Here is a 25,343-nt window from a genome sequence, read left to right on the forward strand (position 1 = left end):
GGTCTTGCGCCAACGGCGCAAGGCCCCGATTCTGTTATCCGCAGGGTGTTTCCGCATCCGCGCGGGTAGTCACGCCTGCGGCTGCCGAATCGCCGTGCGGGTCCGGGTGCCGATCAGCGTGGAATGATGGACATCAGAACCATCACACGGATCGAGGACCCCATGTCGATTACGTCGCTGCCAGTGCTCGATCTGTCGCTGGCGCAGAACCCCGACACCGCCGAGCAGTTCCGCACTCAGCTCCGCGAGGCCACCCACGAGGTCGGATTCTTCTATCTGGTGGGCCACGGAATTCCTGACGACCTGCAGCGACGCCTCCTCTCCGTCGCACGCGAGTTCTTCGCGCTTCCGACTGCCGAGAAGCTCGCGATCGAGAACGTCCGCAGCCCGCACTTCCGTGGGTACACCAGGCTCGGCGGCGAACTGACCGAAGGCAAGCAGGACTGGCGCGAGCAGATCGACATCGGCGCCGAACAGCCCGCGGCCGAGCGCACCGACACCTCACCGGCCTGGGAGATCCTGCAGGGCCCCAACCAGTGGCCCGATGCCCTTCCCGAACTCCGCGACGTCATCACCGAGTGGAACGACACGCTCACCTCGATCGCATTGAGCCTCCTGCGCGAGTGGGCGGTAGCCCTGGGGCAGGATGCGAACATCTTCGACGACGCGTTCGCTCACGATCCGTCGATCCTCATCAAGGTCGTGCGTTACCCGGGCCGCCCGAAAGGTGCCGGCTCCCAGGGCGTCGGCGGGCACAAGGACGCGGGTGTGCTGACTCTGCTCTATGTCGAACCGGGCAAGGGCGGTCTGCAGGTCGAGCACGACGGCGACTGGATCGACGCACCGCCGATCGACGGGGCGCTGGTGGTCAACATCGGCGAACTGCTCGAGGTCGCTACCGGCGGTTACTTGAAAGCGACTGTGCACCGGGTAGTTTCACCGGAGGGCGACGGCGAACGTATCTCGGTGCCGTTCTTCTTCAACCCGAACTACGCAGCGCAGATCCCGGAGTTCGACCTACCGCCCGAGCTGGCGGCGCGCGCCACCGGCGTCACCGTGGACGCGAACAACCCGATCCACGATTCCTACGGGGCGAACGCCCTCAAGAGTCGACTACGCGCGCACCCCGATGTCGCGGCCCGATGGTGGCCGGACATCGTTGCGGCACAAAGCGCTACCTGAAGCTGAACTACAGGTCCATCGCAACTTTCCACGCCGTGTGCATCGCACCCTCGATGTAGTCGACGTTCACCGCGTCACCGACCACGTGCACGTCCGAGACGACGCCGATCAGTGCGTCGGCCAGAGGCGCTTGTGCCGACACTCCCGACGCGACGACAACCATGTCGGCCGGAGCTGTCAGTGTCTTGTCTCCGGAACGGAATTCGACGTGCTCCTTGGTGATTCGCTGCACCGTTGATTTGCGGTGAATGTTCACACCGACATGCTTGGCGTGGCGCACAGCCGTCCAGCGGCGCGGCATCGCCATCGGAATGCCCAACTGCTGGCCTTCTTCGATCAGCGTCACAGTGCGACCGCGCTCGGCCAGGAACTCCGCAAGCTCGAGTCCGACAAGCGAACCACCGATCACGACGACGTTCTTGCCCATGGGCAGAAACTTGCGGGTCACCGCTCGGATCGCGGCGGGACTCTTGGTGATACCGGACAGCTTGCCCAACTTGGCCATCGTACGAAGAAACGGCGGCACTTGGGAGACGTCGCCGACTCCGGTCATCAAGGCGCGCAACGAGTCGCCGGTATGTACGTGCGGGAGATCGCCGCCCGGAACGCTCGGCCGCCCGCGGACTGCACCGGTAGCCACTACTACGGCGTCGGGGTTCAGTGCCCGGATCGACGCAACCGAGGCTTCGGTCTTCAGTCGAACATCGACACCGAGACGCTCGATTTCCACTTTCAACCAGTTGAGCAGACGCCCGTTGTCCGGGGTAGTGAGGCTCGAGAACCACAGGGTGCCGCCGAGGCGATCGGACTTGTCCAACAACGTGACTCGGTGCCCACGTTCAGCTGCCACACGAGCCGTCTCGAGACCGCCGGGGCCCGCTCCGACCACAACAACGTGTTTCGGAGTGCTCGTCCGAACGAAGGGGAGAAGCGCTTCGTTGCCCAGAGCAGGGTTCACCGCGCACAGCGGGGTCTCGTCCCAGAAGTTCTCCTGCACACAGACGTAGCAATTGATGCATGGCCGAACCCGCTCGGGTGCACCGTCTTTGAGTTTGTTCACCAGCTGTGGGTCGGCCAGGAGCTGACGGCCCATTGCGGCGAAGTCCGTGCGACCTTCCGCGATCATCTTCTCGCCGACCTCGGGAAGCATACGGCCGACCGTGATCACGGGGATCGATATCGCCTGCTTGATTCGCGTTGCATTGTCGGTGTAGTAGCCGACCTTGTCGGGCAGAGGTCCGTCGGTGAAGTTGGCAAAAGCATTCAGTGCGGTACCGGTGACGTGGATGGCGTCAGCGCCGGCCTCTTCGAACATCGTGGCGGCCGCAGCAGCCTCGTCGACGGTCAGCCCGTCGGTCTCGCCATACTCTTGACCGGCCAGACGCACGATGACGGCAAGCGAACCGCCAACCTCCGCCTTGACTGCTCGAATGACCTCACAAGCCAGGCGAGCACGATTCTCCATGGAACCGCCGTACTCGTCGCTGCGCTGATTCGTGTACCGACTCAGGAACGCCCCGAGGACGTAGTTGTGGGCGCAGTGAATCTCGACGGCGTCACCGCCCGCCGCCTTCACCCGTCCGGCAGCCTCGGCGAACATGCGGACCAGCCAATCGAGATCTTCCTGGTCGGCCTCGTGGTAGGTCGCCTTCTTGCCCTCGTTGATGGCAGCCATCTTGCCCAGTTCTTCGGGTGTGCAATCGGCCATCGCACTCATGTCACCCGGCGGCTTCGGCATGGACGGCACCAGCTGCGGTCGGCCGTCGAGAGTATCGATGCGCGCCACCTTGCCGTGGTGTGTCATCTGCACACAGAGCTTGCTGCCTGCGTCGTGCACCGCGTCGGCCAACGCTTTCAGTCCGGGGATGAACCGGTCTTCCGAGAGCCCCGGTTCCTTGCGGCTGGTGCAGCCCAGCGGATATGCAACAGCGCAGCAACCGGTGATGATCAGACCCGTTCCACCGGCCGCGCGCGCCACGAAATGGTCGATGTCGCCCTTTTCGATTTCCCCGTCTTCACACAGATTCATGTCCATGGCAGGGAGAACGACGCGATTGGGCACGGTCATCGGGCCGATGGTGCCTGGTGCGAGCAGGTGCGGAAAGGTCTGGCTTCGGATCGTCACGAGTGGACGCTAGAACTGGACGACGCCCATCCGTTGACGCACTCCCGATCAACGAGACTTCACGCGCTGTGACGTGCGAGGCACTCGGCTACCACCTCGAGCGCATATTCGAGGTCTGCGGAATCCACTCGCCCGTAGCCGATGACCAATCCGCCGGGGTCTCCGTGCGTTCGGGTGGACTCGACCAGGGTGGGCACTTCGACGCCGTGCTGGAGTGCCTCGCGAGCGACGGTGGCTGCCAGATCCGCGTCGAGCATGAGCGTCGTGTGCATGCCGGCGCCGAGACCCCGCAGTTCACCGAACGGTGACAGCGCTTCCTCGACCGCCCGATCGCGCTCGCGGTACCGGCGCCGGGCGGTACGTACCGCCCGATCCCATTCGCCGTCACGGAGCAGGGACACGAGTGCTTGCTGCAGCGGAACCGACGGGAAGTCGCCGATTCGCTTGCGGTGTACTGCTATGCGATCGACCAGGTCGAGAGGAGCCACCAACCAGCCCAATCGAATTCCGGCGCCGAGCGTCTTGGCAACCGTTCCGAGATACACCACCCGGTCAGGAGCCAGCTGCGCAAGCGCAGGCAAAGGCGCTACGTCGTAACGGAATTCGGAGTCGTAATCGTCCTCGAACAGGACGACGTCGCGGGCGCGTGCGAACTCGATCAACTGGTTGCGCCGACCTACTGGAAGCAGCCCACCCGTCGGATACTGATGGGAAGGTGTCACGTACACGCCGCGAACATTCTCCGGCGCGGATCCGAGTTGGTCTACACGGAGACCGTGCGCATCGACCGGTACGTCCAGCAGAGACCATCCACACGCTGTTGCAGCCGAGGACGCATACCGGTACCCGGGGTCCTCCATCGCCAGGACTGCGCCACTGGTACGCAGCGCCGACAACGCCAGTCCGAGGCCGTGGGTCGCACCCGAGGTGATCAGGATTCTCTCGGGCCCAACCGACATTCCGCGGGCTCTTGCCAGCAATTCCGATAGTGCCGAACGCAATTCGTAGTCGCCCGCAGAATCGGGATCCTCGAATGGTGGCGGTTTGGCCCCGACGTCACGCCACGCCCGCCGCCACGCTGCCGATGCACGCGGCGGCGTCCACGGCACGCCCGGCCGGAGCTGCACCCTGGGCGACATCTTGTCGGCGGGCTTCGCAGGTGTAGTCGTGGGAGTCACCACGGGGGAGGGCGCCTCGGCCACGAAGGTGCCCGAGCCGTGCACAGCGACAAGCCAGCCCTCGGCGATCAACTGCTCATATGCCCGTTCCACGACGCCCCTCGCCACCGCGAGTTCCGCCGCCAGCTTCCGGGAACTGGGTAACCTCAGTCCCACTGCCGCCTTACCACTGCGGATATCAGCTCTGAGGTGGTCGGCAATCTGGATCGGGAGCGCCCGCCGATCTGTCCGGTCGAGGACGACGGCTACCGCCGAAGGAAGAAACATTCAGAACCCTCTCGGAAGTGGCAAATCGAAGTGGCCTATCGAAGTCTCCCTTGATTGGACCATGACTTGAAGCCACTTTGCCAGCAGCATTGTCTGCATGACAGATTCCGTTGTCTTTGCTGCCCCTGCTCCTGCCCCCACCGCACCTGTTCCGCTGTCCCCGACAGCACGCACGACGCACAAGCGCGCCCGCCACCACGGCGTCGCAGAACGCGCGGCACTCGTCGACGTCTTGCAGTCCGCGAAGCTGTGCCACATGGGCGTGACCGTCGGCGGAGTTCCCATGGTGTTTCCTACCGCCTACGGGTTCGACCTCGCCGGCCCTGACCGTGGCGGGTCTATCTACGTCCATGGTTCGGTGGCCTCACGGAGCTTGGCTCCCGACAGCGAAATCTGCATCACCATCACGATCCTCGACGGGCTCGTGCTGGCTCGGTCGGGGTTCCATCACTCGATGAACTACCGCAGCGGTGTCATTGTCGGATCACCTCGAGTCGTGACCGACAACGACGAGCGGGTGAAGGCTTTGGATCTGATCGTCGACCAGGTGGTCCCCGGACGTTCCCAACACTTGCGGGATCACACGCGCAAGGAAATGGCGGCAACCGTCGTTCTTGCACTGCCGTTGTACGAGGCTTCCGTCAAGGCCCGCACCGGCGGGCCCGGTGACGATGCCGCCGACATTGGTGTCGAAACCGTTTGGGCTGGAGTAGTTCCCGCAGCTACGCACTTCGGTGAACCGATCCCGTCCGAGGATCTCGACTCAGGTGTCGCGCTTCCGGACCATATCTCGACGATGCTCTGACCGCACGCACCGCACGCACCGCACGCACCGGGGCATGGTGATTCCCCGGCGCGTGCGTATCCAGTTGTCGCGGTTCAGGCTGCTGTGTGTGGGCTGTTCCCGCCGATCGGGTGCTGATACGGGTCGATCGACATGGGTGGATAGAACACCGTCTTTCGATCGGAGCAGATTTCCACTCTCCACTCGGTGTGGTGCAGCGTCCGGTGATGGTGTCCGCACAACAAGATCAGATTATCGAGATCTGTTGGGCCACCATCATTCCAATGAACGATATGGTGAGCATCGCACCACCCCGATGGTGTTCCACACCCCGGAAACGCGCACCCACCATCCTGAACGGCCAATGCTCGCCTTTGCGGCACCGTCGCCGTTCTCGCTTCCTTACCGCAGTCGAGCGGAACACCATTCTCATCCAACAAGATCCGGGTGACCGTGCAGTCGCAGGCCAGCATCCGAGCCGTGTCGATACTGATCGGGCCCACCCAATCCGTCCACGCGAACCCCAGTTCCTGAGTCGACGGCAACAGATCCTTCAACGCTTTCAGGTCGGTCATGTCTTTGGCGCTGGCGGTGACCGTGATGTGCGGTTTCACCCCACCCTCGATCGGACCCAACCCCGCTCGCTCGTAACTCGTAACGGCGCAGTAGTTCGCAAAACCCGTCGGCCCGTCGTAATGCCGGCGTGCGGGTGTCTTTGACGCCGTCTTTTTCCGGTGTCGGAGCCGACAGACTCGAGAGCAGCGTGATCAACCGGGCCCCGTTGACCGCATCCAAATCACCCTTGACTGTCACCCGCCCGTACAGGCCTTTCGAAGCGTAGAACTCATTGCGCTCCGAGTCTTCCCCGACCGGGACCCCGTCCTCACGGTTTCCGTACTGCTTCTCGATCCGCCGAATCGCCGCCCGCACCGCATCACAATCCGCGATGTTCTTCGACGCCAGATCAAGCAGAATCCTGCGGGCCTTCTCCACATCCGCCGGGGTCATGTTCTTCGGTGGATGCTGACAAAACGACGCCACCTGACGGGCCTTCAACGCATCGACATCGCCGCGGTGAAACGCATCCGCGACAACAGGTTCGAGCATCAACAACCGCGCCAACCCGACCAGCAGGCTGCACTCACCGATCTCCAGATTCGTCGAACCGTGCAACCACTGCGTGATCGCCCGAAAACCCTTCCCGCCGAGAACCTCACGGGAAAACATTTCCACGATCAGCAACACCATCCGCGACTGCAACTCGTGCCGGGCGCGCACCAGATCCAGAACCTCACTCTTGAGGCCCTCGCCATCCAGTTGCCACGCTTCCCGACTGTCCATGCTCAAAGTTAAATCGAACATACTTTCGATAGCCAGAGACAAAACGGACAACTTCGAAGAGAAGTGGACTCGAGACCTACTGAAATACATGGCCTTTCAGGACACTGGTGATAATCGTTCTACCCGAGTCGCTCGCCGATCTCTCGATCGCTAACACGATCGTTCACACCGACATCACCGTTCACTGCCGTCGAACCTGTAGCAAAGTGGCCAAAGGCTCCGGTCGGGCGGACACGTTCCTCGGCGGCCGGAGTTGCCGCAACTCCGCCGCCCATGAAGGGCCGGACAAGATCCAGAGGCAAGGGGAAGACAACGGTGGAGTTGTTCTCACTACCGATCTCGTGAAGCGTCTGCAGATAACGCAATTGCAGAGTGGTCGGATTGCGGCTGATCACCTCGGCCGCCTCGGCGAGCTTGGCCGAAGCCTGAAATTCGGCGTCGGCGTTGATGATCTTGGCTCGCCGTTCACGTTCGGCCTCAGCCTGCCGGGCGATGGCGCGCTGCATGTTGGCTGGGATCTCGACGTCCTTGATCTCCACGGTGGTGACTTTGACTCCCCACGGCTCGGTCTGCTGGTCGATGACCTTCTGCAAGTCCTCGTTGAGGCGTTCACGTTCGGATAGCAGCGAGTCCAACTCGGCCTTACCGAGAATGGAGCGCAGTGTGGTCTGGGCGATCTGCGAGGTGGCGGCCAGAAAGTCCTCGACCTCGACTATCGAACGGTCGGCGTCGACGACCCGAAAGTACGTGACGGCGGTAACCTTCACCGGAACGTTGTCGCGGGTGATCACTTCTTGGACCGGTATTTTCAGCGTGACGGTTCGCAGACTGACCCGCTCCATGCGATCGATCGCCGGCACCAGAATGACCAGGCCAGGACCCTTCAAGGTGATCAGTCGACCGAGGCGGAACACCACCGCGCGCTCGTACTCACGCAGGACTCTCACCGACATACCCACAAGGACTGCAATCAGCACGACAAACACGGACAAGACGACAAGCACGGTGGTCATAGCGGCAGCTCCCACGGTTCACGACGGCGCACTTTCAGAGTCAGGCCTCGAACCTGCTCTACGACGACGGATTCACCCACGGCGGGAACAGAATCGTCGTACCCGAATTCCATTCGAGCACGCCATAATCCGCCGTCAAGCTCGACCTGACCCTGCGCACCAGCCCAGCTGCGAACGGTCGCGTCGGAGCCGACAAGTGATTCCGTCCCGGTACGCACGGGCGCGCGGCGCGCGGTGAGCGCTTTTCGGCTCGCAACCGCCACCACGCCCAGGCCGACCACCGCGACCCCCGCCGTCACCGGGATCGCGATCGATTGGCCGATACCGTCGGACGTGAAGAGCATCCAGACGCCCGCACCGATCATGAGTGCTCCGAGCGCACCGAGCACCCCCGCGGTTGGGGCATGCGCCTCGACCACGATCAACAGGACGCCCAGCAGCAGGGCAACGACACCGATCGTCGTCATCACTCGTCTCCACGCTCGCGAGGACGCGGTCACGTCGCGTAGCCATTGTGCGATCGCGCCCTCGACTTCAACGGTAATCACGTTCGGCCGGATCTGCCACAAACGCTTCACGCCAGTTCAGAGAAGCACTTCACCGATCTGTCGCGCAGTCACCTTGGCAAGGTCGGCGAGGAACGGAATCCGTTCGTCGATCATCAGCTCGACCGGACCACGAAGCCCGAGAGCGTAACGCACAGTGCCTGATCCATCGATGATCGGAATTCCGATCGTTCGGAAATCCGGGGTCAACTCCTCGTCGTTGAATCCGTATCCTCGCTCGCGGGTCAACTCCAGTTCCCGGCGGATACCGGCAACATCGGTGATCGCGCGCTGGGTGGTCGCTTCACGTGGCAGCGCGGCGAGCTCGGAATCGTCGACATCGGACCAAGCCAGAAAGGCTTTCCCCAGGGCGCTCGCGTGCAAGGGAAGTCGAACACCCTGCAGCACATGTCCGTCGGCCTCGCGCCACCGACTGAACCCGAGCAACACCACCTCACTTCCGCTTCGCACTGCCAGGGAGGCGGATGCTCCTGTCGTCGCGGCCAATTGCTCCAAATAGGGCTCGGACAGATAGATCCGATGCTGCCGGTAGGAGACCTGTCCGTAAGCCGCCAGCGCCGCGCCGATGCGATACCGACTGGTTGCGTCGTCCTTCTCGAGGAAACCCGCGTCGACGAGCGACTGCAGCAATCGATGCGTGGTGCTGACCGCAAGCTCTTGTCGCCGCGCAACTTCCGAGACTCCCAGTTCTTCGCCACTGCGAAAACATGTGAGCATGGTCAGGGCACGGGTTACCGTCTGAACTCCCGCGCCGCGTGCGTCCGTCACGAACGATCCTTTCGCTGTGGCCTGATCGACCTGAGAATCGGACGCTAACACGGACCCAGCAGTCCGGCCATTCTTTCCATCAGGTGGAAAGGAACTACGCGAGGACCTACAAAAGCCCAGATGAACAGACTTCCGATGTTGTCAAGATTTCCAATCTCCAGAAAACAAACGGGGGTAAAACGGACACGCACCCAATAGCGTCATCGTCGTCAGTTCTGACGAATCAACGCCTGAAGGAGCCACATACATGTCCCGCTTCCGCCGACTGCCACGAGCTGCCGCTGCGCTCGCCATGATCCCGCTGGCCGGGTTGGCGGTGGCGTGTGGGTCTTACGATTCCGACAGCGCCGCAGGCAATTCCAGCGCCGACTTCACGCTCAAGGTCTTCGATCCCGGAAACTCCGGTGCCATCGCCGTCGGCAAGCGCGACGGAACCTACGACGAGGCGCTGGCACCGCTGGGCGCAAAGATCGAATGGGTCAAGACCACGCCGGGATTCAGCTCCAACCTCAAACTGTTCAACAGCGGTGAGCTCGACATCCAAACCGGCGCATACAGTCCCGTCGTCGGCGCACTGTCCAAGGACGTGGGTGTCCGCATCTTCGCCACGTCGGACCCGTACAACAAGGACCAGGCCGGCATCATCGCCACTCCGGAATCCGGCATCAAGACCGTCGCAGATCTGGCCGGCAAGCGCATTGCCGTCAACCCTGCAGGTAAGGGCGAGTACATCACGCTCAAGGCCCTGACGCAGGCCGGAGTGCCGATCGATTCCGTCGAACGTGTTCCGCTGCAACAGGCTGACGCGGCGTCGGCGTTCTCCACCGGGCAGGTCGACGCGTGGGCATCGTTCCTGATTCCGTATCAGGAGGCCAAGGCCAAGGGCGCGGTCGAGATCGCGACCGAGGCGAGCATCGACTCCGTGGACAGCACCATCATCGCCGGCCGCACCGCGATTCTCGAAGAGCATCCCGAGGTGGTCCAGAAGTTCCTCGAAGTCACCCAGGAACTCACCGCGAAGCAGCAGGCCGACCCGGCAGCGTTCGAGAACGTCTTCGAACAGACCGGTCCGCGCGCTCTCTCCGGACAGCGACTCGACGACGCGATCACCCTGGGCGGCCAGATCACCAACTTCCGCTACCCGACTGCAGCCGACGCTACCGACCTCGAATCCATCTCCACGCTGTTTGCCGAGAACAAGGTGATCCAGCAGCCGCTCAAGGGCAGTGACGTGATCTTCGACCTCCAGGGCGCTGTGGCAGGTTCAGCAGCGGCAGCGCCCACCACCGAGGGGAAGTGACCCGATGGTGACGCTGACCCGCCCCGCTCGAACGGCGCCGCAGTCAGTGGAGCATCCACAACTCGAAACGCCGCGCTACCGGCGCAATCGCACCCGACCTACGTGGATTTCGATCCCCCTCCGCTTCCTGGTTCCGGCTCTGTTGGTCGCGGGATGGTGGATCGGGTCGGCTACCGGACTGATTCGAGAGGAGATCCTGGCCGGACCTCCCGCCGTGTGGACGGCCTTCGCCGAGCTGTACCAGTCGGGCCAGTTGGTCGACTTCGGTCTCGCGTCGCTTCAACGTGCTGCACTCGGTGTTTCGGTCGGCGTGATCGTCGGATTGGTGCTCGGGGTTCTCTCCGGCCTCTCCTCGCTCGGCGAAGAACTGATCGACGGGGCCATGCAGATCAACCGCGCGGTTCCGTTCCTCGCGCTCGTTCCGCTGTTCATCGCCTGGTTCGGTATCGACGAAACCTTCAAGGTGGTGCTGATCGCGGTCGCTACCGTCGCCCCCATGTACGCGTACACCTACCTGGGCGTGCGCGGGGTCGATCGCAAGATGGTCGAAGCGGCACAAGGTTTCGGCCTGACAGGTTGGCGACTGGTGTTCGGAGCAATTCTTCCGACCGCCCTCCCCGGCGTGCTGATGGGGCTTCGGATCTGCCTCTCCCTCAGCATCACCGGATTGATCGCAGCCGAGCAGGTCGGCACCCGCGAGGGCATCGGATATCTGGTGACCCTGGCGCAGGAATACAACCGCACCGACTACATGGTTCTGTGCATCGTCATGTATGCGGCGCTGGGCCTGATTTTCGACGCCGTGGTCAGGTTGATCGAGCGGTACTCCATGCCGTGGCGGAGATTGTCGGTGGCACGATGACGAACACAGCCATCGGCTCGCTGCCATCCACCGAAGCACCTCTGCCGCCGTTGGCGACCCGTGAGCGGACCGGCACCACTGCGGCCGAGCGACGGGCCGGTTCACCAGTAGCGGTCTCACTGACCGGGGTGCGTAAGTCGTTCGGCGACAAGACCGTTCTGGGTGGCATCGACCTCGAGATCACTCGCGGCGAGTTCGTCGTCCTCCTCGGCCCCAGCGGAACGGGCAAGACGACACTGCTGCGCGTGCTCTCCGGACTGGAAGCACCGGACAGCGGTGAGGTGCTGGTCCCGCGCGACCGCACAGTCGTCTATCAAGAACCACGATTGATACCGTCGAAGCGAGTTCTCGCCAATGTCACAGTCGGACAGAAGCGCTCACGGCAGGTGACCGACAACGCACGCAACGCACTCTCCGAGGTCAACCTCGCGGACAAGCACCGTGCCTGGCCGGCCACACTCTCCGGTGGTGAGGCCCAACGCGTCGCATTGGCTCGCGCCCTCGTTCGCGAACCTGAACTGCTGCTACTCGACGAACCCTTCGCCGCGCTCGACGCCCTCACGCGACTCCAAATGCAGGATTTGGTAGGCGATCTGGTCGCCCGCCACCGTCCCGCGGTATTGCTGGTCACGCACGACGTCGACGAGGCCGTACGACTTGCCGACCGGGTACTCATTCTCGACAAGGGCGGGTTTGCCGTGGACGTCGACATCGATCTGCCACGCCCCCGCGACCGGAACGATCCCGAATCATTGCGCTACCGAGCGAGCTTCCTGAAGGAACTCGGCGTCGGACGCACCTTCCCCGACGGACAGGACAGTCATGACATCGATCGCTGATTCCGCAATCGACACACTCTGGTACACCCGCTGCCCTGTTCCCACCGCCAGCGGCCTCGCGAACAGCCTCGGATGGCTCGACCGGACGGCAACCGAATCCGGAGTGCGTTTCGGCGTACTACAAGATGCCGGACCGGAATTGGCAGTACGCCATTTCGACCACCATCTCTCCGGACTCATTCGCGAAGGTGGCAACGTCCCGGCACTGGCCGCGCGTGCCAGTGGTTCTCCGACGAGGCTCATCGGGCTCACCTGGATCGACGAGGCCCAGGCGATCCTGGTGCGTGGAGACTCCGACATCCGAGAAGCAGGCCTGCTGGCCGGCGCCCGGATCGGAATCCCGGCGTGGGCGGCCGATCAAGCCAGGAGCTTCCCCCGCGCCATGGCCTTGCACGGGTTCGCCTCCGCGCTTCGACTGGGCGAGTTGAGTTTTGCCGACGTCACCCTCGTCGAGGTTGCAACGACGGCAGCACCTGAGGTCCGCACCGCCTCCTCGACCCGCAACACGACGTGGGGTGTCGAATCCTTGCTGCGCGGCGACGTCGACGCCATCTACGTCAAGGGCGCCCGCGCCCAGGAAGTTGCCCGCGAACACGGCCTCGCCGTGGCTGTCGACCTCGATTCCACTGCATCCCTTCGTGATCGCGTCAACAACGGCACACCGCGTCCGATCACGGTTCATGCCGATCTCCTCGAACAACGCCCGGACGTCGTCGTGGGCTTCCTCGCCGAGAGTCTGCGGGCGGCAGACTGGGCGGCGGCCAACATAGACGAGGTTCGAGCCGTTCTGCAGACCGAAACGCAGTCGGGGCCCGAGGGCGTCGTGGCAGCGTACGGCGAGAATTTCCACACCGGACTGCATTTGAGCCTGTCGGACGAGCGTGTCGATCTGCTCGGCGTCCAGAAGCAGTTCCTCTATGCGCACGGCTTCCTCGCCGCCGACTTCGACCTGCAGTCCTGGGTGGCGCACGAACCCCTCGAACAGGCACGCGCACTTGTCGCCGCTCAGAAAGACACACTCAAATGACCGAGGTCTACTGGGAGCTACCCTCGCGCGGCGACGGACGCCGGGCAGTGGCCGCACTGAACAGTCGAGGCGGATTCGGCGCACAACGCCCCACCACAATCGCGACCGATGTTCGCCCCGGAAACTTCGGGCCCTTCGACGAACTGGCGCAGATCGTTCTCGCCGCCGAACTGTCTGGCGTCGACGGCGTTGTCGCACCGTACGATCCGAATGGGGAAGAATCCTGGATCGTTGCCGCCGCCGCACTACGTCAGACGCGTCATTCGCGAGTGGTCGTGGAATTTCATCCCACTTTCGGCACTCCTGTCTACGCCGCCAAAATGTCTGCGACACTTCAGCGTCTGTCGGCAGGTCGTCTCGAGTGGCGAGTGAAGGTCGATACTGACGCCGAAGATGCCACCGCTCGCGGAGACGTAGTTCGAGGAACCGACCGCTACGCGCGCGCCGCGGAGTTCCTGACCGTCGCCCGTGGCGTATGGAACGAGGAACAAATTCTGCCAGGCGGATTCGGTGGCACGGGTTACGACTTCGACGGCGAATACTACGACGTGCTCGGCGGCGGATTCCGAGGCATCTTGTCGGGACTCCCTTTTCCCCGAGTGCATCTGACCGGCGATTCTCCGGAAGCTCTGGAACTGTCCGCCCACCACGGCGACGTCCATCAGTTCACGCTCGTCGGTGACGAGCTCTCGACGCGGATCACGGCCCTCGACGACCGAGCGTCCGAACTCGGCAGGACTGTCGAGAAGGTCCTGCGCATCCCGATCGTCGCGAGAGAGACAGCCGACGAAGCCTGGGCCCGCGTCGAACGGCAACTGAGAGAATCCGATTCCACTGCGTTCGAGATCGATCGGGGCGGCATCCTCTGGTCCGGATTCGACCGCATCGGTTACGAGCACAGCATCGGTCTTGTCGGAAGCTACGAGGAAGTGGCACAGCGACTCTCGTCGTATCGAGATCTCGGCGTGGACGGTTTCGTCCTGTCGGGTCGGCCACACATCGAAGAGCTGCACCGGGCGGGCGAACATCTCCTGCACCTGGTCGATCCCGAGGGTCGGATCCGCAAGGAAGAGAAGGCCACCACAGAAGAGAAGGCCACCGCATGAGCATAGATTTCTACTGGCGGATCGGAATGGAGGGCGACCACGCGTCGCTTCGTACACCGCGTCGCTACAACCGCGGTGACGCCGGTGGATACGGGCCGGGCAACATCGCTCCCGCGATCCGGGGCGGCGAATTGGACGGATACAGCTACATCGACCACATGGCCGCGGTGGCAAAGGCTTCCGAATCCGCCGGCTTCCTCGGTGGGCTGCTGCCGTCCTTCCCGATGACCGAGGATCCGTGGGCGACCGCCGCAGCGTTGGCCGCCGAGACCACCACGTACCGTTTCATGGTTGCGTTCCAACCGGGGTTCCTTCACCCGGTCCAGGCCGCGCGGATGTCGGCCAGTCTGCAGCGCGCAACCGGTGGACGTCTGGTCTACAACATCATCAGCGGCGGAGGTGGAGCGCCTCAGCTGTGGTGGGGCGACAAGGTCGACCACGACGATCGCTACACCAGGACATCCGAGTTCCTCGATGTCCTCAAAGGTGTGTGGGACGGTGAACCTTTCGACTTCGACGGTCGCTTCTTCCAGACCCACGGCGCCGCACTGCCACCCGGACTGGCCGGCCAACCATTTCCCGAGGTGTACTTCTCCGGATCTTCGGCCGCAGCCGTCGCCGCCGCCGGACTGCACTCCGATTACTACCTTTCCTGGCTGGAGCCGTACGCCGATCTCAGAGCCAAGATCGACGGCGTGCGGGAGAACTCGGCCAAACTGGGACGCACGCCGAAATTCGCCGTACGCATCGACGTCGTAGCCCGGCACACCGAAGAAGCTGCGTGGGCCGAGATCGAGAAGGGGTGGGCCTTCGTCGACAAGGGCGCCGCCGACCGAGCAGCGCAGGGCGATTCGGTAGGAGCCGCCCGCATCAAAGGCTGGGTACCCGAACACATCACCGGCTACCGGGATCTGGAGGTGCAGCCCAACGTGTGGTGCGGTTTCAGCCTCATCCGCGGAGGCCCGGCGTTCGGACTGGTCGGCAGCTACGAGCAGGTCGCCGAAAGACTCGACGAGCTCCGGGAGCTGGGCGTCGACGCCTTCATCCTCGCCGGCAACCCGCATCTCGAAGAGGCATACCGCGTCGGCGAAGAAGTTCTTCCCCTCCTGCAGCGCACCCCGATCACACCTTCTGGACTGGAGACTCGATGACCACCACCGAAACTCGACTCGACGCCGATACTGCGGCATTCGTCGAGGAAGCGCGCAAAGCAGCAGACAAAGCATTCGACGTCTTCCGTAAGACCGGAACAGTTGCAGCCAACGGGACCGTCAACTTCGTCGAACGCGTGCCCGGCACCGAAATCGCAGTCGCCCTGAACGATCCGGGACCGTGGGCGGACGATCCGTCGGTGTCACCGGTGGTCGCCACCTTCGACGGCGAAGTGCTGTCCGGCAACGGATCAGCCGGTTTCGTCACCGGCTACGCGTCCGTCTTCCGTCAGCATCCGGAAATCACCAGCGTTGTCCACATCCACACTCCGTGGCTCGGCGGCTGGGCACAGACTCATCGGACGCTACCCATCCGCTATGCGGCTTCGCAGAGGCTGACGCTCTCCCGAGAGATTCCGCCGCACATCGATCGGTCCCGTTCTGCCGGCGATTTCATTCTCGAGCGTCTCGAACACGATCCCGATCTGGTGGCGATCTTCGAAGCCAACGGCGGGGTCAACGTCATCGGCCGCAGCGGGTTGCTCGACCTCGCGAAGTTCGTCGTCCTCCTCGAGGAAGGCGCACAGTTCCAGGCGATCGCCGAATCCCTCGGCGGTTCGGTCGAATTCGATCCGTCCAACCTCGCCGTCCAGTGGGGCCGTAGCGGGCTCGCCGACGAGGCGCGCCGACGCGGCCTCATCTAGCCACCTCCATCACTGATTCAGAACAGGAAACCGTAGATCTCATGACCGTTCGCGTCGGATACTTCCCACACAACAATTCACTGTTCGTTCTGCGCCACACCGGGATCCTCGAACGTCGTCTCCCGGACGTCGAGTGGGTGGACCTGCGTGAGCTTCCCGCCAAGCCCGCAGTCAACCCGGAGAACGCCTTGCCGACCCTGCACTCGGACTGGCTGTTCGAGGAGGGCGGATACGACGTGATCGGAACCGGATTCACGCCGCCCGTAACCGGATTGGCTCAGGGCCGCGATCTCGTCTACATCGGAATTTCCGGCCCCCGCGTGGAGAACGGGCGCCTGGTAGTCAAAGCAGAGTCCGAGATCAACACGGTAGAGGACCTGCGCGGCAAGCGAGTCGGCATCGCGCACGGATCGTGGCAGACCACACTTTTGTTGTTCGCCTTGGACCAGGCGGGGCTGACCTGGTCCGACATCGTCCCCGTCGATACCGACGTGCGCGGTGGTGGAGCGGATCTCGTCGACGGCACCATCGATGCCTGGGTAGGTGCGTACCCGGGGCTGACGGACATCGAAGCGAACCACGAGCTGCGCACGCTGATTGCCACCGACGGGCTCTTCAGCCACCCCTCACTGTGGTTCACCCGGCGCGATTTCGCGGAGACCAATCCGGAGGCCCTTCAGGCGATCATCGAGGCTCTGCAGGAATCCGATGCGTGGATCGAAGCCAATCCCCGCGAAGCCGCGCAGATCTTCGTCGACGACGTCGAGAAGCGTGGTGGGTCCGCAAGCCTCGATGCCTGGGAAGCTGCACTGCGCGGACGTCCTTTCGGCGTCAACCCGGTCACCGACGAGTTCCTCGACGAGCAGCAGCGGGCGGCCGATCTCCTGCTGAGCAACGGACTACTGCCGAAGGCGGTCACCGTCCGCGAAGCAGTCGTGCCGTGGATCAGCGAGTTCGTCGGTTCGGATCGTTCGTCGATCTGATGACCCACACCTGACAGATCAGCTTCACACGTGACAGATACCGGACGCTCTGCCATTGTGAAGAGATGCGGCGGCGCGTGGGTGAGAGTTGGTCCACGCGACCAGTCTCAGGGGTAACCCCTGGGTCGGCCAGAAGAATTGGATACCGCGTCCACCGGCGCTCGGCACGCTCCGCGTGCTTGCCGCCGCTCCGGACAAAGGATTTGGTCACCCCACGCCGCCGCATCTCGGGCTCGATCCATGCGTGACTTCGAGCTCGATCCCGAGTTGGCGCGGCGTCTGGCAGTTGCGGCCGCTGACGCTCCATGGACACTCGGTGGACTCGAGGAGGCGTTCGGAACAGTCCGCGGTGTGTCGGCGACATCGCTGGCCGTCCGGGTGCTCGATCTCATGCCCGCTCCACCGTTCGAACCTCAGACTCTGTACCGATTGCTACGCGAACTGCCGCGGCTTCGACCCGTCCCGGTCTCGATGGACACCAACGAATCCTCGGTGTGGCGGTTCGACGTCCCGCGCTACAACACCAGTGCGGACCTGGCGCGTTCACTGGATCTGACGATCTCCGAACTCGAGTGGTTCTCCGACCGTGGGGAGTGGCTGCGCACGAAACCATTGCAACTGCGCCACTACCGGCCGATGCAGATCAGCAAGAAGGCCGGGGCTCGCCTCCTCGAGATACCCAAACCCCGGTTGCGGGAAATCCAGCGCAAGATTCTGCGCCGCATCCTCGACCAGGTGCCCGCACACGACGCAGCTCATGGGTTTGTTCGCGGACGAAGTCCGCTGACTTTTGCAGCGCCGCATGCACAGTCGGAAATCGTGATCGGCGTGGATCTCATGCAATTCTTCCCGTCGATCACCGGGAACCGTGTTCACGCGGTCTTCGCCGCTCTCGGTTACCCACCCGCCGTGGCAGGAGTTCTCACCGGATTGTGCACTGTTGCAACATCTGCCGATACTCTGCGCGGCCTACCGTACGCACAGGCCTCACAGCTACGCACCGCGCATCTGCCACAAGGCGCGCCCACTTCGCCGGCACTGGCGAATCTCGTCGCGCGCACATTCGACATCCGCTCGAGCGCACTCGCACAGGCGAACTGGCTCACCTACACCCGATACGCCGACGACCTCGCATTCTCCGGAATCGAAGTAGCAGACGTCAGCACCCTTCTCTGGACGATCAAGCAGATCGCCCAGGACGAAGGGTTTGCCGTACATCCGCGAAAGACCAAGGTGATGCGCCCTCATCGACGCCAACACCTCACCGGGCTGGTGATCAACGACCAACCGTCGTATCCGCGTGACGACTACGATCGCCTGCGCGCTCTGCTGCACAATGCAGCCAATACTTCTGCGCAGGAACAGAATCGAGCGGGAATCGAGCACTTCCGCGCCCACATCTACGGCCGGATCGCGCACATCGGCGAAACCAGCACTACGCGCCGACGCACATTGCTGCGCCTGGCTGAACGTGTGGACTGGGACGACTAGTGCCCGCGAGCAGTCAGACCCTCGGGGTGTACGCCATGCATTCGACTTCCATGTGCGCACCCAGCGCCAGTCCGTCTGTTCCGAACGCACTGCGGGCCGGCAGTCTCGACGCCGGGAAGTACTCGAGATAGACCTTGTTGAACTCCTGCCAGCGAGACATGTCGTCAAGCATGACAGTGCATTTGAAGATCGCTTCGACACCGGAACCGTAGGCGATCAGCGAAGCCACGATGTTCTCCATGGTCTGGCGGGCTTGCGCTTCGAAGCCGTCGGCCAAGGTTCCGTCGGGAAGCATGCCGATCTGACCCGACAGATACAGGACGTCTCCGACGCGAACTCCGGTGGAGAACGGTGTATCGAAAGCGGGTGGGATGAACTCGACGGTCTGAGATGAATCCATTAGATCTCCTCGGAAGTGGAATATGCGTGACGAGTAGGCGCTTCAGAGCACTGGACGGGCGCGCACATCGGCCAGGAAGTGCGCCACCAACTCGTTCCACGCGTGTGGGTCCTCGAAGTAGGGGGAGTGGCCGCGGTCGGCAAGTTCGACGACTTCTGCGTGAGGCAGGAATTCGGCGGCGCTGCGAATCCGATCGGGTGTCATCAGATCGTCCAGCTCGCCCGCGATCAACAGAACCGGTGCCGCCACCGCGGCAAGCTCTTCCGGCGAGTAGTTGTGGGCCTTGAGAATTCGGAAGAACTCGGTGTCCGGTGGCCGATGACCGAAGGTGCCGAGGGCTTGGTACAGGTATGCCCTCGCCATGTCCAAGCTCGGCAACCGTCCGCCCACAGCGGGATGTTCCCCCAGGGGCCGCGCGGTGACGGGCGCCGCGGTGAGGGGCGGTGCACTGTCCGGTCCGAAGCCGACGGGAATGCCGCCGGTCGTGCAGGCCAGGACTACCGACTCCACTCTGTCCGGAACAGCGATCGCTGTTCCCAATGCGGCCCAACCGCCCATCGACTGGCCGACCACATGCGCTCGATCGACGTCCAACAGGTCCATGATTTCGATCAGATCCGAGACAGCGGCTACCGGGCCGTGGTTGCCGTTCTCGTTGGTAGACCGGCCGAATCCTCGCTGATCCCAGCTGATTACCCGATAATGCTGAGCGAAGTACGGTACCTGTTGGTACCAGACCGCGGAATTGCCCCCGAGACCGTGCGTGAGAATCAGATCCGGGCCCTCGCCGGCAGTCTCGTACCAGACCCGTTCGCCGTCTGCGACGGTGATGAAGCCCTCGGTCCGTGGAATCATCCTTCTTCTCCTGCGTCGGACGGGCGCTTGCCCGAAGTGTGGTCAGTAAGGAGTTGCTGCACTTCATCGGTCGCCCGCAGCAGGTGTTCTTCGACCATGCGCGTCGTTTTCGCGTCGAAGTCGGTGTCGAAACCGATCACCGTCAACGCGCAGAGGGGAGAGCCCTTGCGAGAAGACACTGCCCGCGAGACCGAACCGATGATGTCCTGAGATCGCTTGTGGACGACCGCGAATCCGGTTTTCTGCGTCTCGGCGATATCGGCGAGGAACCCGGTGGGGCCTTCGAGTGGATAGCCACTCTTTTCCACCATTGCCAGGTAAGGCGCCCGGGTGTTGTCCTCGAGTGCCGCCACCAACGCGAGCGGTCCCGCGAACCGGTGCGGCGGAAGTAGATCCCCGAGCATCCGAGTGATCATCTTGAGTCGCTCGGGACGCAGCGCCGCGATGATCCGAGTCCCGCCACTCTCGAGAACCTGCAGATTCACCATCATGTCCGTGCTCTCGGACAGCACCCGCATGGTCGGATCGCACAAGGCCGCCAACGAATGCGCTGCCGCTTCGTGAGAAACCTGCAGTGCAGCCGGGCCGGGGAGATAGCGACCGTCGTAGCGGAAGACCCAACCACGGTTCGCGAGTTCGCCAAGTACTCGGTGCGCAGTCGGGCGGAGCATCCCGACTTCTTCTGCCAGCTCACTGAGCTTCATCGGCGTGGTCGAGCGCGCGATGGCCTCGAGTAGATCCAGCGCTTTGTCGACGGCGGACGCAGAACCCTTCGTCATCCGATCCCCTCCCGGTGCCGTGTGAGTACCCGGCGATCCGAAATCTCGTGTTCTTGGAAAACCCTTGGCATTCGCCTAGGAAATTACTATAGTCACAACAATCGTTCCGGCGTACGGAATTCTTTGAGCGTCTTCACCTTCCCACCGGATTACCGGCAAGGAAGTCCTATCTTTCCCAGCGAGAGGCTTTCGGACATGACGGTTGGACATACCCTTCGGTCGACACCACGGTTCAGAGTTGTTGCCCTGGCAGCGGTCGCGACGGCTGCTTTGGCACTGACCGGCTGTTCGAGCGACGCCACGGCCTCCGACGACGGGGGCACCCAGACCACCACGATTCGTATCGCACCTCAACCGATCGCGGACTTCGCACCGATCTGGCTGGGTATGGAGCAGGGATTCTTCACCGCTGAGGGACTCGACATTCAGCTCGTCGAGGGCGGGGCCAGCTCCTCGGCTCAGATTCCGTTGCTGCTCAGTGGAAATGCAGATATGGCAGCCACGACTGCCGCTGCCGCAATTCAGGCACGCAGCCAGAACATGCCCGTCACCATCGTCGGAGGGCTCACGAATTTTGCCGCGAATGACGATGTCGACCAATCCGGTCTCGTTGTCGCCAAGGACAGTTCCATCAGTGGATTCCGTGACCTCGAAGGCAAAACCGTTGCGATCAGCGGTTTGAAGTCTGTCAGCGAGGCGGTCATCTCTGCCGCGGTGGAGAAATCCGGCGGAGCAGCCGACAAGGTCTCGTTCATCCAAGCGCCCATGCCCAACCTCGGTGACCTCGTTTCCAGTGGCGGAGCCGATGCAGCATTCCTCATCGATCCGTTCCTGAGCAAGGCAACCGACTCCGGGCTGAAGATCCTCGGCCACCCCTTCCCCCTGGCCGCACCCGGCGTGCCAGGAACCTCGCTGGTCGCTTCGGAATCGTTTGTCAATGCAAACCCTGACTCTCTCGCTAAATTCCGTACGGCGCTTGCCAAATCGGTCGACTACGCCAATCAGAATCCGGGCGCGGTCAAGGCTGCACTCTCGACACAAGCCAAGATTCCGCTCGACATGCTGGCCAACAGCAAGAATCCTCAGTTCGTCGCAGTAGTGGAACCGGGCACTCTCGGGGCGGAGATCGAACTGTTGGTCAAGTACGGGGTTCTGACGGAGTCGGTCGATACCGAATCCTTGCTGACCCCGGCCAACTGAGTTGTCCGCCTTGACAACCCCGAAAACACGCCGCAGGCAGGTACTGCTCGGACGGCTGCTGACGCTCTTCGCGCTGGCAGCCGCCTGGCAGGTCTTCGGAATGCTGGGCGACGAGAATGTCAAGGGTGTTCCGAAGTTCAGTGACGTGGCAGTGGCGTTCGTCGACGAACTCGGTACCTCTTCGCTGTGGACGTCATTGGGACAGACGTTGACCACAACCGCCATCGGCTTGGCGCTGTGTCTGGTGATCGGAATCCCGGCAGGACTGCTGCTCGCCGCGCACCCGTTCCTGACAGTCTCTTCGCGCTTCGTCATCGACTTCTGCCGGACCGTTCCGCCGCTCGCGATCATTCCCCTCTTTCTGTTGATCATGGGCCCGACACAACGTATGGCGGTTGCGCTGATCGTGGCGGTGAGCGTGTGGCCGATTTTGCTCCAGACCATCCACGGAGTACGCAATGTCGATCCGGAACTACTGGCCACCGCACGATCCTTCCGACTTCCACTGTGGCGCAGACTCGCTCTCGTCGTCGCGCCCGCGTCGATGCCCTACATCTTCACGGGAATTCGTATCTCGGCAACACTGAGTTTGCTACTGACCATCGGTGCCGAACTGATCGCCGGGGTTCCCGGACTCGGCAAGGAAATCCTGCTGAGCCAATCCGTCCCCGACCGAATGTTTGCACTCATCGTCGTCGCCGGAGTGCTCGGCATGCTACTCGCGTTCGCTGTGATGGCAATCGAGAATCGTTTACTTGCTTGGCATTACATCCCGAGGAGGATGACGATGTGAAGATGATGTCCGGGATTCGACTCCTCGCGTGGGAGTTGTGGCTGCCGATCTTGATCGTCGTCGTGTGGTACTTCGGATCCGCGTCGAGTAAGTCGCCGTACTTTCCGCCGTTGTCACGAATCTGGAAAGCATTTGTGGACAACTGGTTCGGTGCAGGCTTTACTCGAGATGTCGTACCCAGCCTGACCAATCTTGCCTTCGGCCTCACCGTGGCGCTGGTGCTCGGCATCGGGGCGGGTCTGCTTCTTGCTCTGTTCCCACTGGCTGCCGAGATCGCTGATCCGTTCCTCCAGTTCTTCCGCGCCATACCCGCACTCGCTGTCCTGCCGGCCCTGTTCATCGTCTTCGGTACTGGTTCCTCGGGCAACGTCGCCGCCATCGCTTTCGGCGCGGTCTGGCCGATACTCCTCAACACCCTCGACGGCATTCGCTCCATCGACCCGAGTATCCGCTTGGTGGCGCGCAGCTATCGCATCCGAACGCCCCTGCTGGTCACGCAGGTACTCCTCCCCGGAGCGATGCCTCAGATAACGGTCGGCATCCGTACCAGTCTCGCGATCGGCGTCGTCATCATGGTCGGCAGCGAAATGTACGTCTCCACTGCAGGAATCGGCCACTTCGTGATCGTCGCGCAACAGACCTTTGCCATCGCAGACATGTGGTCCGGAATCCTCCTGCTCGGAATCATCGGGTACGTGCTCAACGTCGGCTATGGCGTGATCGAACGATGGTTGCTCAGATGGCAGCCTCGGACCCACGGCGCACTCGCAGTGAAAGGAAACTGATGTCATCCACAGAATCTGCGGCATCCACCCCCGCAGTCGAACTGAACGGCCTCGGGGTGACCTACGGCGGACCTACCGGCCGCGAAGTGCTTCGCGGGATCGATCTCTCGGTCGCCCCCGGAGAAATCGTCTGCATCGTCGGACATTCCGGTATCGGCAAAAGCACCCTGATTCGGTGCATCGCCGGTTTGCAGAAGCCGACCACGGGTGAGGTCCGCATCGCCGGGATCGCGATCGACGCTCCGCCCGCCACTCTTGCGCTCGTGTCACAGGATTACGGACGCACACTGATGCCCTGGCTTCGAGTGGGCGAGAACGTTCGCCTGCCGCTGCGGGGCAACGGCCTGGCACGCAAGGTTCAGAACGAGAGGGTAACCGAGGCGCTCGCCGTCGTCGGTCTGGAAGGAGCTGCGCGTTCCTACCCCTGGCAGTTGTCCGGCGGAATGCAGCAGCGGGTAGCGATCGCCCGCGCCCTCGCCTATCGGCCGCAGGTACTACTCATGGACGAACCCTTTGCCTCGGTCGACGCCCAGACCCGCGCGGAACTCGAGGACCTGCTGCTGACGCTTCAACGTGATCTTGGCATCACCGTCCTCCTCGTCACCCACGACGTCGACGAATCGGTGTACCTGTCCGATCGAGTGGTCGTCCTCGGCGGTACGCCGGCGTTGATGCAGGACATCGTCGACGTTCCGTTGATCGGTGCTCGGGACCAACTGACCACCAAGGCGGACCCACTGTTCATCGAGTGTCGTACCAGGGTTCTGTCCGCGATCCAGCAGTCGAAGGTGGTGGCGCCCGTGTAGTGGGCGCCTCGCTTAGGCTGGCTCCGTGATCCTTCTCCTCATCGGCCTCGCGCTGCTCGGATTCTGCGGCTACCGGTTCAGGCAGGATCGGCGGAGGCTGAGCAACGGCGTCTATCTACTTCTCGGACTGATCTTCACCGGTCTGTGGATGCTGCAGTCGGGTGCGCCGGGGACCGAGGTTCCGTCGTTTGTCATCGCGACGATCGCTCTGCTCTCACCGTTGCTGGTGCTCCTGCTCGCGGGATTCCTGATCGTCAACGGGGTCACGATGCTGCGACGCGAGGGATTCAGCGTCGCGAATCTGCTCTCACTCGTCGCGGGTCTCGGACTGCTCGTTCCCTACGTGTTGCTCGCATCTGCGTTGCTGACGCAGAGGTACTGGCTCGCAGTCGTTCTCGGATCGTTCAGTCTGGTCGCGTCGTACCTGGGGTTTCTGTTCACGAGCTTTCTGCTCTACTCCTACGTCTACGGACGCCAGAAGTACCAGCCCGGGATGGACGCGATAGTGGTGCACGGCGCCGGACTCTCGGGTGCCGACGTGACGCCCCTGCTGGCCAGCCGTCTGGACAAGGCAGCGGACGTCTTTCGCGCCGAGGTGGCCGAGGGACGTTCGCCGTTGTTGGTCGTCAGCGGCGGGAAGGGATCGGACGAGGTGGTCAGCGAGGCCGAGGCAATGTGCGTCTACCTCGTCGATCACGGGATACCGCGTGAGAACGTGATGCTCGAGGACCGCTCGACCACCACGCTCGAGAACCTCGAGTACACCAGGGACCTTCTCCGTGCCAACACCACGAAGCCTCGAATGGTTCTGGTCACCAGCAACTTCCACATACTGCGAACCGCGACGTTTGCCCGGAGCCTCGATCTGGATGCGGAAGTCATCGGTTCCCACACCGCTCGGTACTACCTGCCGAGCGCGACCTTGCGCGAGTTCGCCGCCGTCACGGTGGAGCACAAGTGGCTCAACGGAACGGTCTGCCTGATCCTCGCCGCCCTGCCACCGCTGGTGGTCTGGGCGGCAGGAGGCATCGCGTAGCA

Annotated in this window: 24 protein-coding genes and 1 pseudogene; 16 read left to right on the forward strand and 9 right to left on the reverse strand. The window is 63.0% G+C overall.

The annotated features are described in order from the left end of the window. Window positions 1-123: 123 nt before the first annotated feature. Window positions 124-1,182, forward strand: coding sequence for an isopenicillin N synthase family oxygenase (locus tag DBV08_RS09440; protein ID WP_234036602.1), 1,059 nt, complete (start codon window positions 124-126; stop codon window positions 1,180-1,182). 7 nt (window positions 1,183-1,189) lie between these two features. Here the strand turns inward: DBV08_RS09440 and DBV08_RS09445 are convergent, their stop codons facing one another. Beyond that, window positions 1,190-3,307, reverse strand: a complete 2,118-nt coding sequence (locus DBV08_RS09445) for an FAD-dependent oxidoreductase (protein WP_124567273.1) — start codon at window positions 3,305-3,307, stop codon at window positions 1,190-1,192. 59 nt (window positions 3,308-3,366) lie between these two features. After that, on the reverse strand, window positions 3,367-4,752 hold the full coding sequence (locus DBV08_RS09450) for a PLP-dependent aminotransferase family protein (RefSeq protein ID WP_124567274.1): 1,386 nt from the start codon (window positions 4,750-4,752) through the stop codon (window positions 3,367-3,369). A 97-nt stretch (window positions 4,753-4,849) separates the two neighbouring features. On the opposite strand from DBV08_RS09450, the gene DBV08_RS09455 reads away from it, so the two are divergent. Beyond that, window positions 4,850-5,557, forward strand: coding sequence for a pyridoxamine 5'-phosphate oxidase family protein (locus tag DBV08_RS09455; protein WP_124567275.1), 708 nt, complete (start codon window positions 4,850-4,852; stop codon window positions 5,555-5,557). A gap of 74 nt (window positions 5,558-5,631) precedes the next feature. Here DBV08_RS09455 and DBV08_RS09460 read toward each other — a convergent pair. From DBV08_RS09460 to DBV08_RS09475, 4 genes and pseudogenes are all read right to left on the reverse strand, one after another. Then, window positions 5,632-6,877 (reverse strand): annotated as a pseudogene (locus tag DBV08_RS09460) (DUF222 domain-containing protein). Between the two features lie 119 nt (window positions 6,878-6,996). Continuing rightward, window positions 6,997-7,890, reverse strand: coding sequence for a slipin family protein (locus tag DBV08_RS09465; RefSeq protein WP_257209822.1), 894 nt, complete (start codon window positions 7,888-7,890; stop codon window positions 6,997-6,999). Continuing rightward, window positions 7,887-8,357, reverse strand: coding sequence for an NfeD family protein (locus tag DBV08_RS09470; protein WP_124567276.1), 471 nt, complete (start codon window positions 8,355-8,357; stop codon window positions 7,887-7,889). The genes DBV08_RS09465 and DBV08_RS09470 overlap by 4 nt, the downstream gene beginning before the upstream one ends. Window positions 8,358-8,474: 117 nt before the next feature. After that, the gene (locus tag DBV08_RS09475) at window positions 8,475-9,224 is read right to left on the reverse strand and encodes an IclR family transcriptional regulator (protein ID WP_030537941.1); all 750 of its coding nucleotides are present in this window, start codon (window positions 9,222-9,224) and stop codon (window positions 8,475-8,477) included. A gap of 247 nt (window positions 9,225-9,471) precedes the next feature. Between DBV08_RS09475 and DBV08_RS09480 the strand changes: the two genes are divergently transcribed. The 9 genes from DBV08_RS09480 to DBV08_RS09520 all read left to right on the forward strand — a co-directional run bounded on the left by DBV08_RS09480 (window position 9,472) and on the right by DBV08_RS09520 (window position 18,687). Further along, a complete protein-coding gene (locus DBV08_RS09480) occupies window positions 9,472-10,524 on the forward strand; it encodes an NrtA/SsuA/CpmA family ABC transporter substrate-binding protein (RefSeq protein WP_124567277.1) in 1,053 nt (350 codons plus the stop codon). 4 nt (window positions 10,525-10,528) lie between these two features. Next, a complete protein-coding gene (locus DBV08_RS09485) occupies window positions 10,529-11,386 on the forward strand; it encodes an ABC transporter permease (protein ID WP_124567278.1) in 858 nt (285 codons plus the stop codon). Then, a complete protein-coding gene (locus DBV08_RS09490) occupies window positions 11,383-12,225 on the forward strand; it encodes an ABC transporter ATP-binding protein (RefSeq protein ID WP_095971774.1) in 843 nt (280 codons plus the stop codon). The genes DBV08_RS09485 and DBV08_RS09490 overlap by 4 nt, the downstream gene beginning before the upstream one ends. Continuing rightward, window positions 12,209-13,252, forward strand: a complete 1,044-nt coding sequence (locus DBV08_RS09495; RefSeq protein WP_124567279.1) for an ABC transporter substrate-binding protein — start codon at window positions 12,209-12,211, stop codon at window positions 13,250-13,252. The genes DBV08_RS09490 and DBV08_RS09495 overlap by 17 nt, the downstream gene beginning before the upstream one ends. Further along, complete coding sequence (locus DBV08_RS09500) at window positions 13,249-14,358, forward strand: LLM class flavin-dependent oxidoreductase (RefSeq protein WP_124567280.1); 1,110 nt, start codon at window positions 13,249-13,251, stop codon at window positions 14,356-14,358. Before DBV08_RS09495 ends, DBV08_RS09500 begins: the two co-directional genes overlap by 4 nt. Then, window positions 14,355-15,509, forward strand: coding sequence for an LLM class flavin-dependent oxidoreductase (locus DBV08_RS09505; protein ID WP_003946051.1), 1,155 nt, complete (start codon window positions 14,355-14,357; stop codon window positions 15,507-15,509). The genes DBV08_RS09500 and DBV08_RS09505 overlap by 4 nt, the downstream gene beginning before the upstream one ends. Beyond that, complete coding sequence (locus tag DBV08_RS09510) at window positions 15,506-16,213, forward strand: class II aldolase/adducin family protein (protein WP_124567281.1); 708 nt, start codon at window positions 15,506-15,508, stop codon at window positions 16,211-16,213. The genes DBV08_RS09505 and DBV08_RS09510 overlap by 4 nt, the downstream gene beginning before the upstream one ends. Before the next feature lie 41 nt (window positions 16,214-16,254). Next, window positions 16,255-17,196, forward strand: a complete 942-nt coding sequence (locus tag DBV08_RS09515; RefSeq protein ID WP_124567282.1) for an ABC transporter substrate-binding protein — start codon at window positions 16,255-16,257, stop codon at window positions 17,194-17,196. Between the two features lie 240 nt (window positions 17,197-17,436). Next, complete coding sequence (locus DBV08_RS09520; RefSeq protein WP_124567283.1) at window positions 17,437-18,687, forward strand: reverse transcriptase family protein; 1,251 nt, start codon at window positions 17,437-17,439, stop codon at window positions 18,685-18,687. A gap of 13 nt (window positions 18,688-18,700) precedes the next feature. Here DBV08_RS09520 and DBV08_RS09525 read toward each other — a convergent pair whose 3' ends face one another. The 3 genes from DBV08_RS09525 to DBV08_RS09535 are packed head-to-tail and all read right to left on the reverse strand — an operon-like array spanning window position 18,701 to window position 20,721. After that, window positions 18,701-19,087, reverse strand: coding sequence for a RidA family protein (locus DBV08_RS09525; protein WP_003946047.1), 387 nt, complete (start codon window positions 19,085-19,087; stop codon window positions 18,701-18,703). A gap of 42 nt (window positions 19,088-19,129) precedes the next feature. Beyond that, entirely contained in the window at window positions 19,130-19,942 is an 813-nt protein-coding gene (locus DBV08_RS09530; protein ID WP_124567284.1) for an alpha/beta fold hydrolase, read from the reverse strand. Further along, the gene (locus tag DBV08_RS09535; RefSeq protein WP_095971653.1) at window positions 19,939-20,721 is read right to left on the reverse strand and encodes an IclR family transcriptional regulator; all 783 of its coding nucleotides are present in this window, start codon (window positions 20,719-20,721) and stop codon (window positions 19,939-19,941) included. Before DBV08_RS09535 ends, DBV08_RS09530 begins: the two co-directional genes overlap by 4 nt. 195 nt (window positions 20,722-20,916) lie before the next feature. On the opposite strand from DBV08_RS09535, the gene DBV08_RS09540 reads away from it, so the two are divergent. From DBV08_RS09540 to DBV08_RS09560, 5 genes are read left to right on the forward strand one after another with little or no spacing between them, the layout of a single operon-like run. Beyond that, on the forward strand, window positions 20,917-21,921 hold the full coding sequence (locus DBV08_RS09540) for an ABC transporter substrate-binding protein (protein WP_124567285.1): 1,005 nt from the start codon (window positions 20,917-20,919) through the stop codon (window positions 21,919-21,921). 10 nt (window positions 21,922-21,931) lie between these two features. Next, entirely contained in the window at window positions 21,932-22,714 is a 783-nt protein-coding gene (locus DBV08_RS09545; protein WP_185564559.1) for an ABC transporter permease, read from the forward strand. A 2-nt stretch (window positions 22,715-22,716) separates the two neighbouring features. Beyond that, on the forward strand, window positions 22,717-23,499 hold the full coding sequence (locus tag DBV08_RS09550) for an ABC transporter permease (RefSeq protein WP_260395442.1): 783 nt from the start codon (window positions 22,717-22,719) through the stop codon (window positions 23,497-23,499). Next, window positions 23,499-24,305, forward strand: coding sequence for an ABC transporter ATP-binding protein (locus tag DBV08_RS09555; RefSeq protein ID WP_124567288.1), 807 nt, complete (start codon window positions 23,499-23,501; stop codon window positions 24,303-24,305). Before DBV08_RS09550 ends, DBV08_RS09555 begins: the two co-directional genes overlap by 1 nt. A 25-nt stretch (window positions 24,306-24,330) precedes the next feature. Continuing rightward, complete coding sequence (locus DBV08_RS09560) at window positions 24,331-25,341, forward strand: YdcF family protein (RefSeq protein WP_095971648.1); 1,011 nt, start codon at window positions 24,331-24,333, stop codon at window positions 25,339-25,341. The last annotated feature ends 2 nt before the right edge of the window (window positions 25,342-25,343 follow it).

It is taken from the genome of Rhodococcus sp. KBW08 (assembly GCF_003852455.1).
In the GTDB taxonomy this organism is placed as follows: Bacteria; Actinomycetota; Actinomycetes; order Mycobacteriales; family Mycobacteriaceae; genus Rhodococcus_F; species Rhodococcus_F baikonurensis.

Excerpts from the sequence above, each read along its gene's own strand:
- DBV08_RS09455 (WP_124567275.1), top strand. The coding sequence starts at position 4,850 with ATGACAGATTCCGTTGTCTTTGCTGCCCCTGCTCCTGCCCCCACCGCA.
- DBV08_RS09550 (WP_260395442.1), top strand. The coding sequence starts at position 22,717 with ATGATGTCCGGGATTCGACTCCTCGCGTGGGAGTTGTGGCTGCCGATC.
- DBV08_RS09480 (WP_124567277.1), top strand. The coding sequence starts at position 9,472 with ATGTCCCGCTTCCGCCGACTGCCACGAGCTGCCGCTGCGCTCGCCATG.
- DBV08_RS09495 (WP_124567279.1), top strand. The coding sequence starts at position 12,209 with ATGACATCGATCGCTGATTCCGCAATCGACACACTCTGGTACACCCGC.
- DBV08_RS09555 (WP_124567288.1), top strand. The coding sequence starts at position 23,499 with ATGTCATCCACAGAATCTGCGGCATCCACCCCCGCAGTCGAACTGAAC.
- DBV08_RS09440 (WP_234036602.1), top strand. The coding sequence starts at position 124 with ATGATGGACATCAGAACCATCACACGGATCGAGGACCCCATGTCGATT.
- DBV08_RS09490 (WP_095971774.1), top strand. The coding sequence starts at position 11,383 with ATGACGAACACAGCCATCGGCTCGCTGCCATCCACCGAAGCACCTCTG.
- DBV08_RS09485 (WP_124567278.1), top strand. The coding sequence starts at position 10,529 with ATGGTGACGCTGACCCGCCCCGCTCGAACGGCGCCGCAGTCAGTGGAG.
- DBV08_RS09520 (WP_124567283.1), top strand. The coding sequence starts at position 17,437 with ATGCGTGACTTCGAGCTCGATCCCGAGTTGGCGCGGCGTCTGGCAGTT.
- DBV08_RS09510 (WP_124567281.1), top strand. The coding sequence starts at position 15,506 with ATGACCACCACCGAAACTCGACTCGACGCCGATACTGCGGCATTCGTC.
- DBV08_RS09465 (WP_257209822.1), bottom strand. The coding sequence starts at position 7,890 with ATGACCACCGTGCTTGTCGTCTTGTCCGTGTTTGTCGTGCTGATTGCA.
- DBV08_RS09450 (WP_124567274.1), bottom strand. The coding sequence starts at position 4,752 with ATGTTTCTTCCTTCGGCGGTAGCCGTCGTCCTCGACCGGACAGATCGG.
- DBV08_RS09530 (WP_124567284.1), bottom strand. The coding sequence starts at position 19,942 with ATGATTCCACGGACCGAGGGCTTCATCACCGTCGCAGACGGCGAACGG.
- DBV08_RS09470 (WP_124567276.1), bottom strand. The coding sequence starts at position 8,357 with ATGACGACGATCGGTGTCGTTGCCCTGCTGCTGGGCGTCCTGTTGATC.
- DBV08_RS09515 (WP_124567282.1), top strand. The coding sequence starts at position 16,255 with ATGACCGTTCGCGTCGGATACTTCCCACACAACAATTCACTGTTCGTT.
- DBV08_RS09535 (WP_095971653.1), bottom strand. The coding sequence starts at position 20,721 with ATGACGAAGGGTTCTGCGTCCGCCGTCGACAAAGCGCTGGATCTACTC.
- DBV08_RS09540 (WP_124567285.1), top strand. The coding sequence starts at position 20,917 with ATGACGGTTGGACATACCCTTCGGTCGACACCACGGTTCAGAGTTGTT.
- DBV08_RS09500 (WP_124567280.1), top strand. The coding sequence starts at position 13,249 with ATGACCGAGGTCTACTGGGAGCTACCCTCGCGCGGCGACGGACGCCGG.
- DBV08_RS09525 (WP_003946047.1), bottom strand. The coding sequence starts at position 19,087 with ATGGATTCATCTCAGACCGTCGAGTTCATCCCACCCGCTTTCGATACA.
- DBV08_RS09505 (WP_003946051.1), top strand. The coding sequence starts at position 14,355 with ATGAGCATAGATTTCTACTGGCGGATCGGAATGGAGGGCGACCACGCG.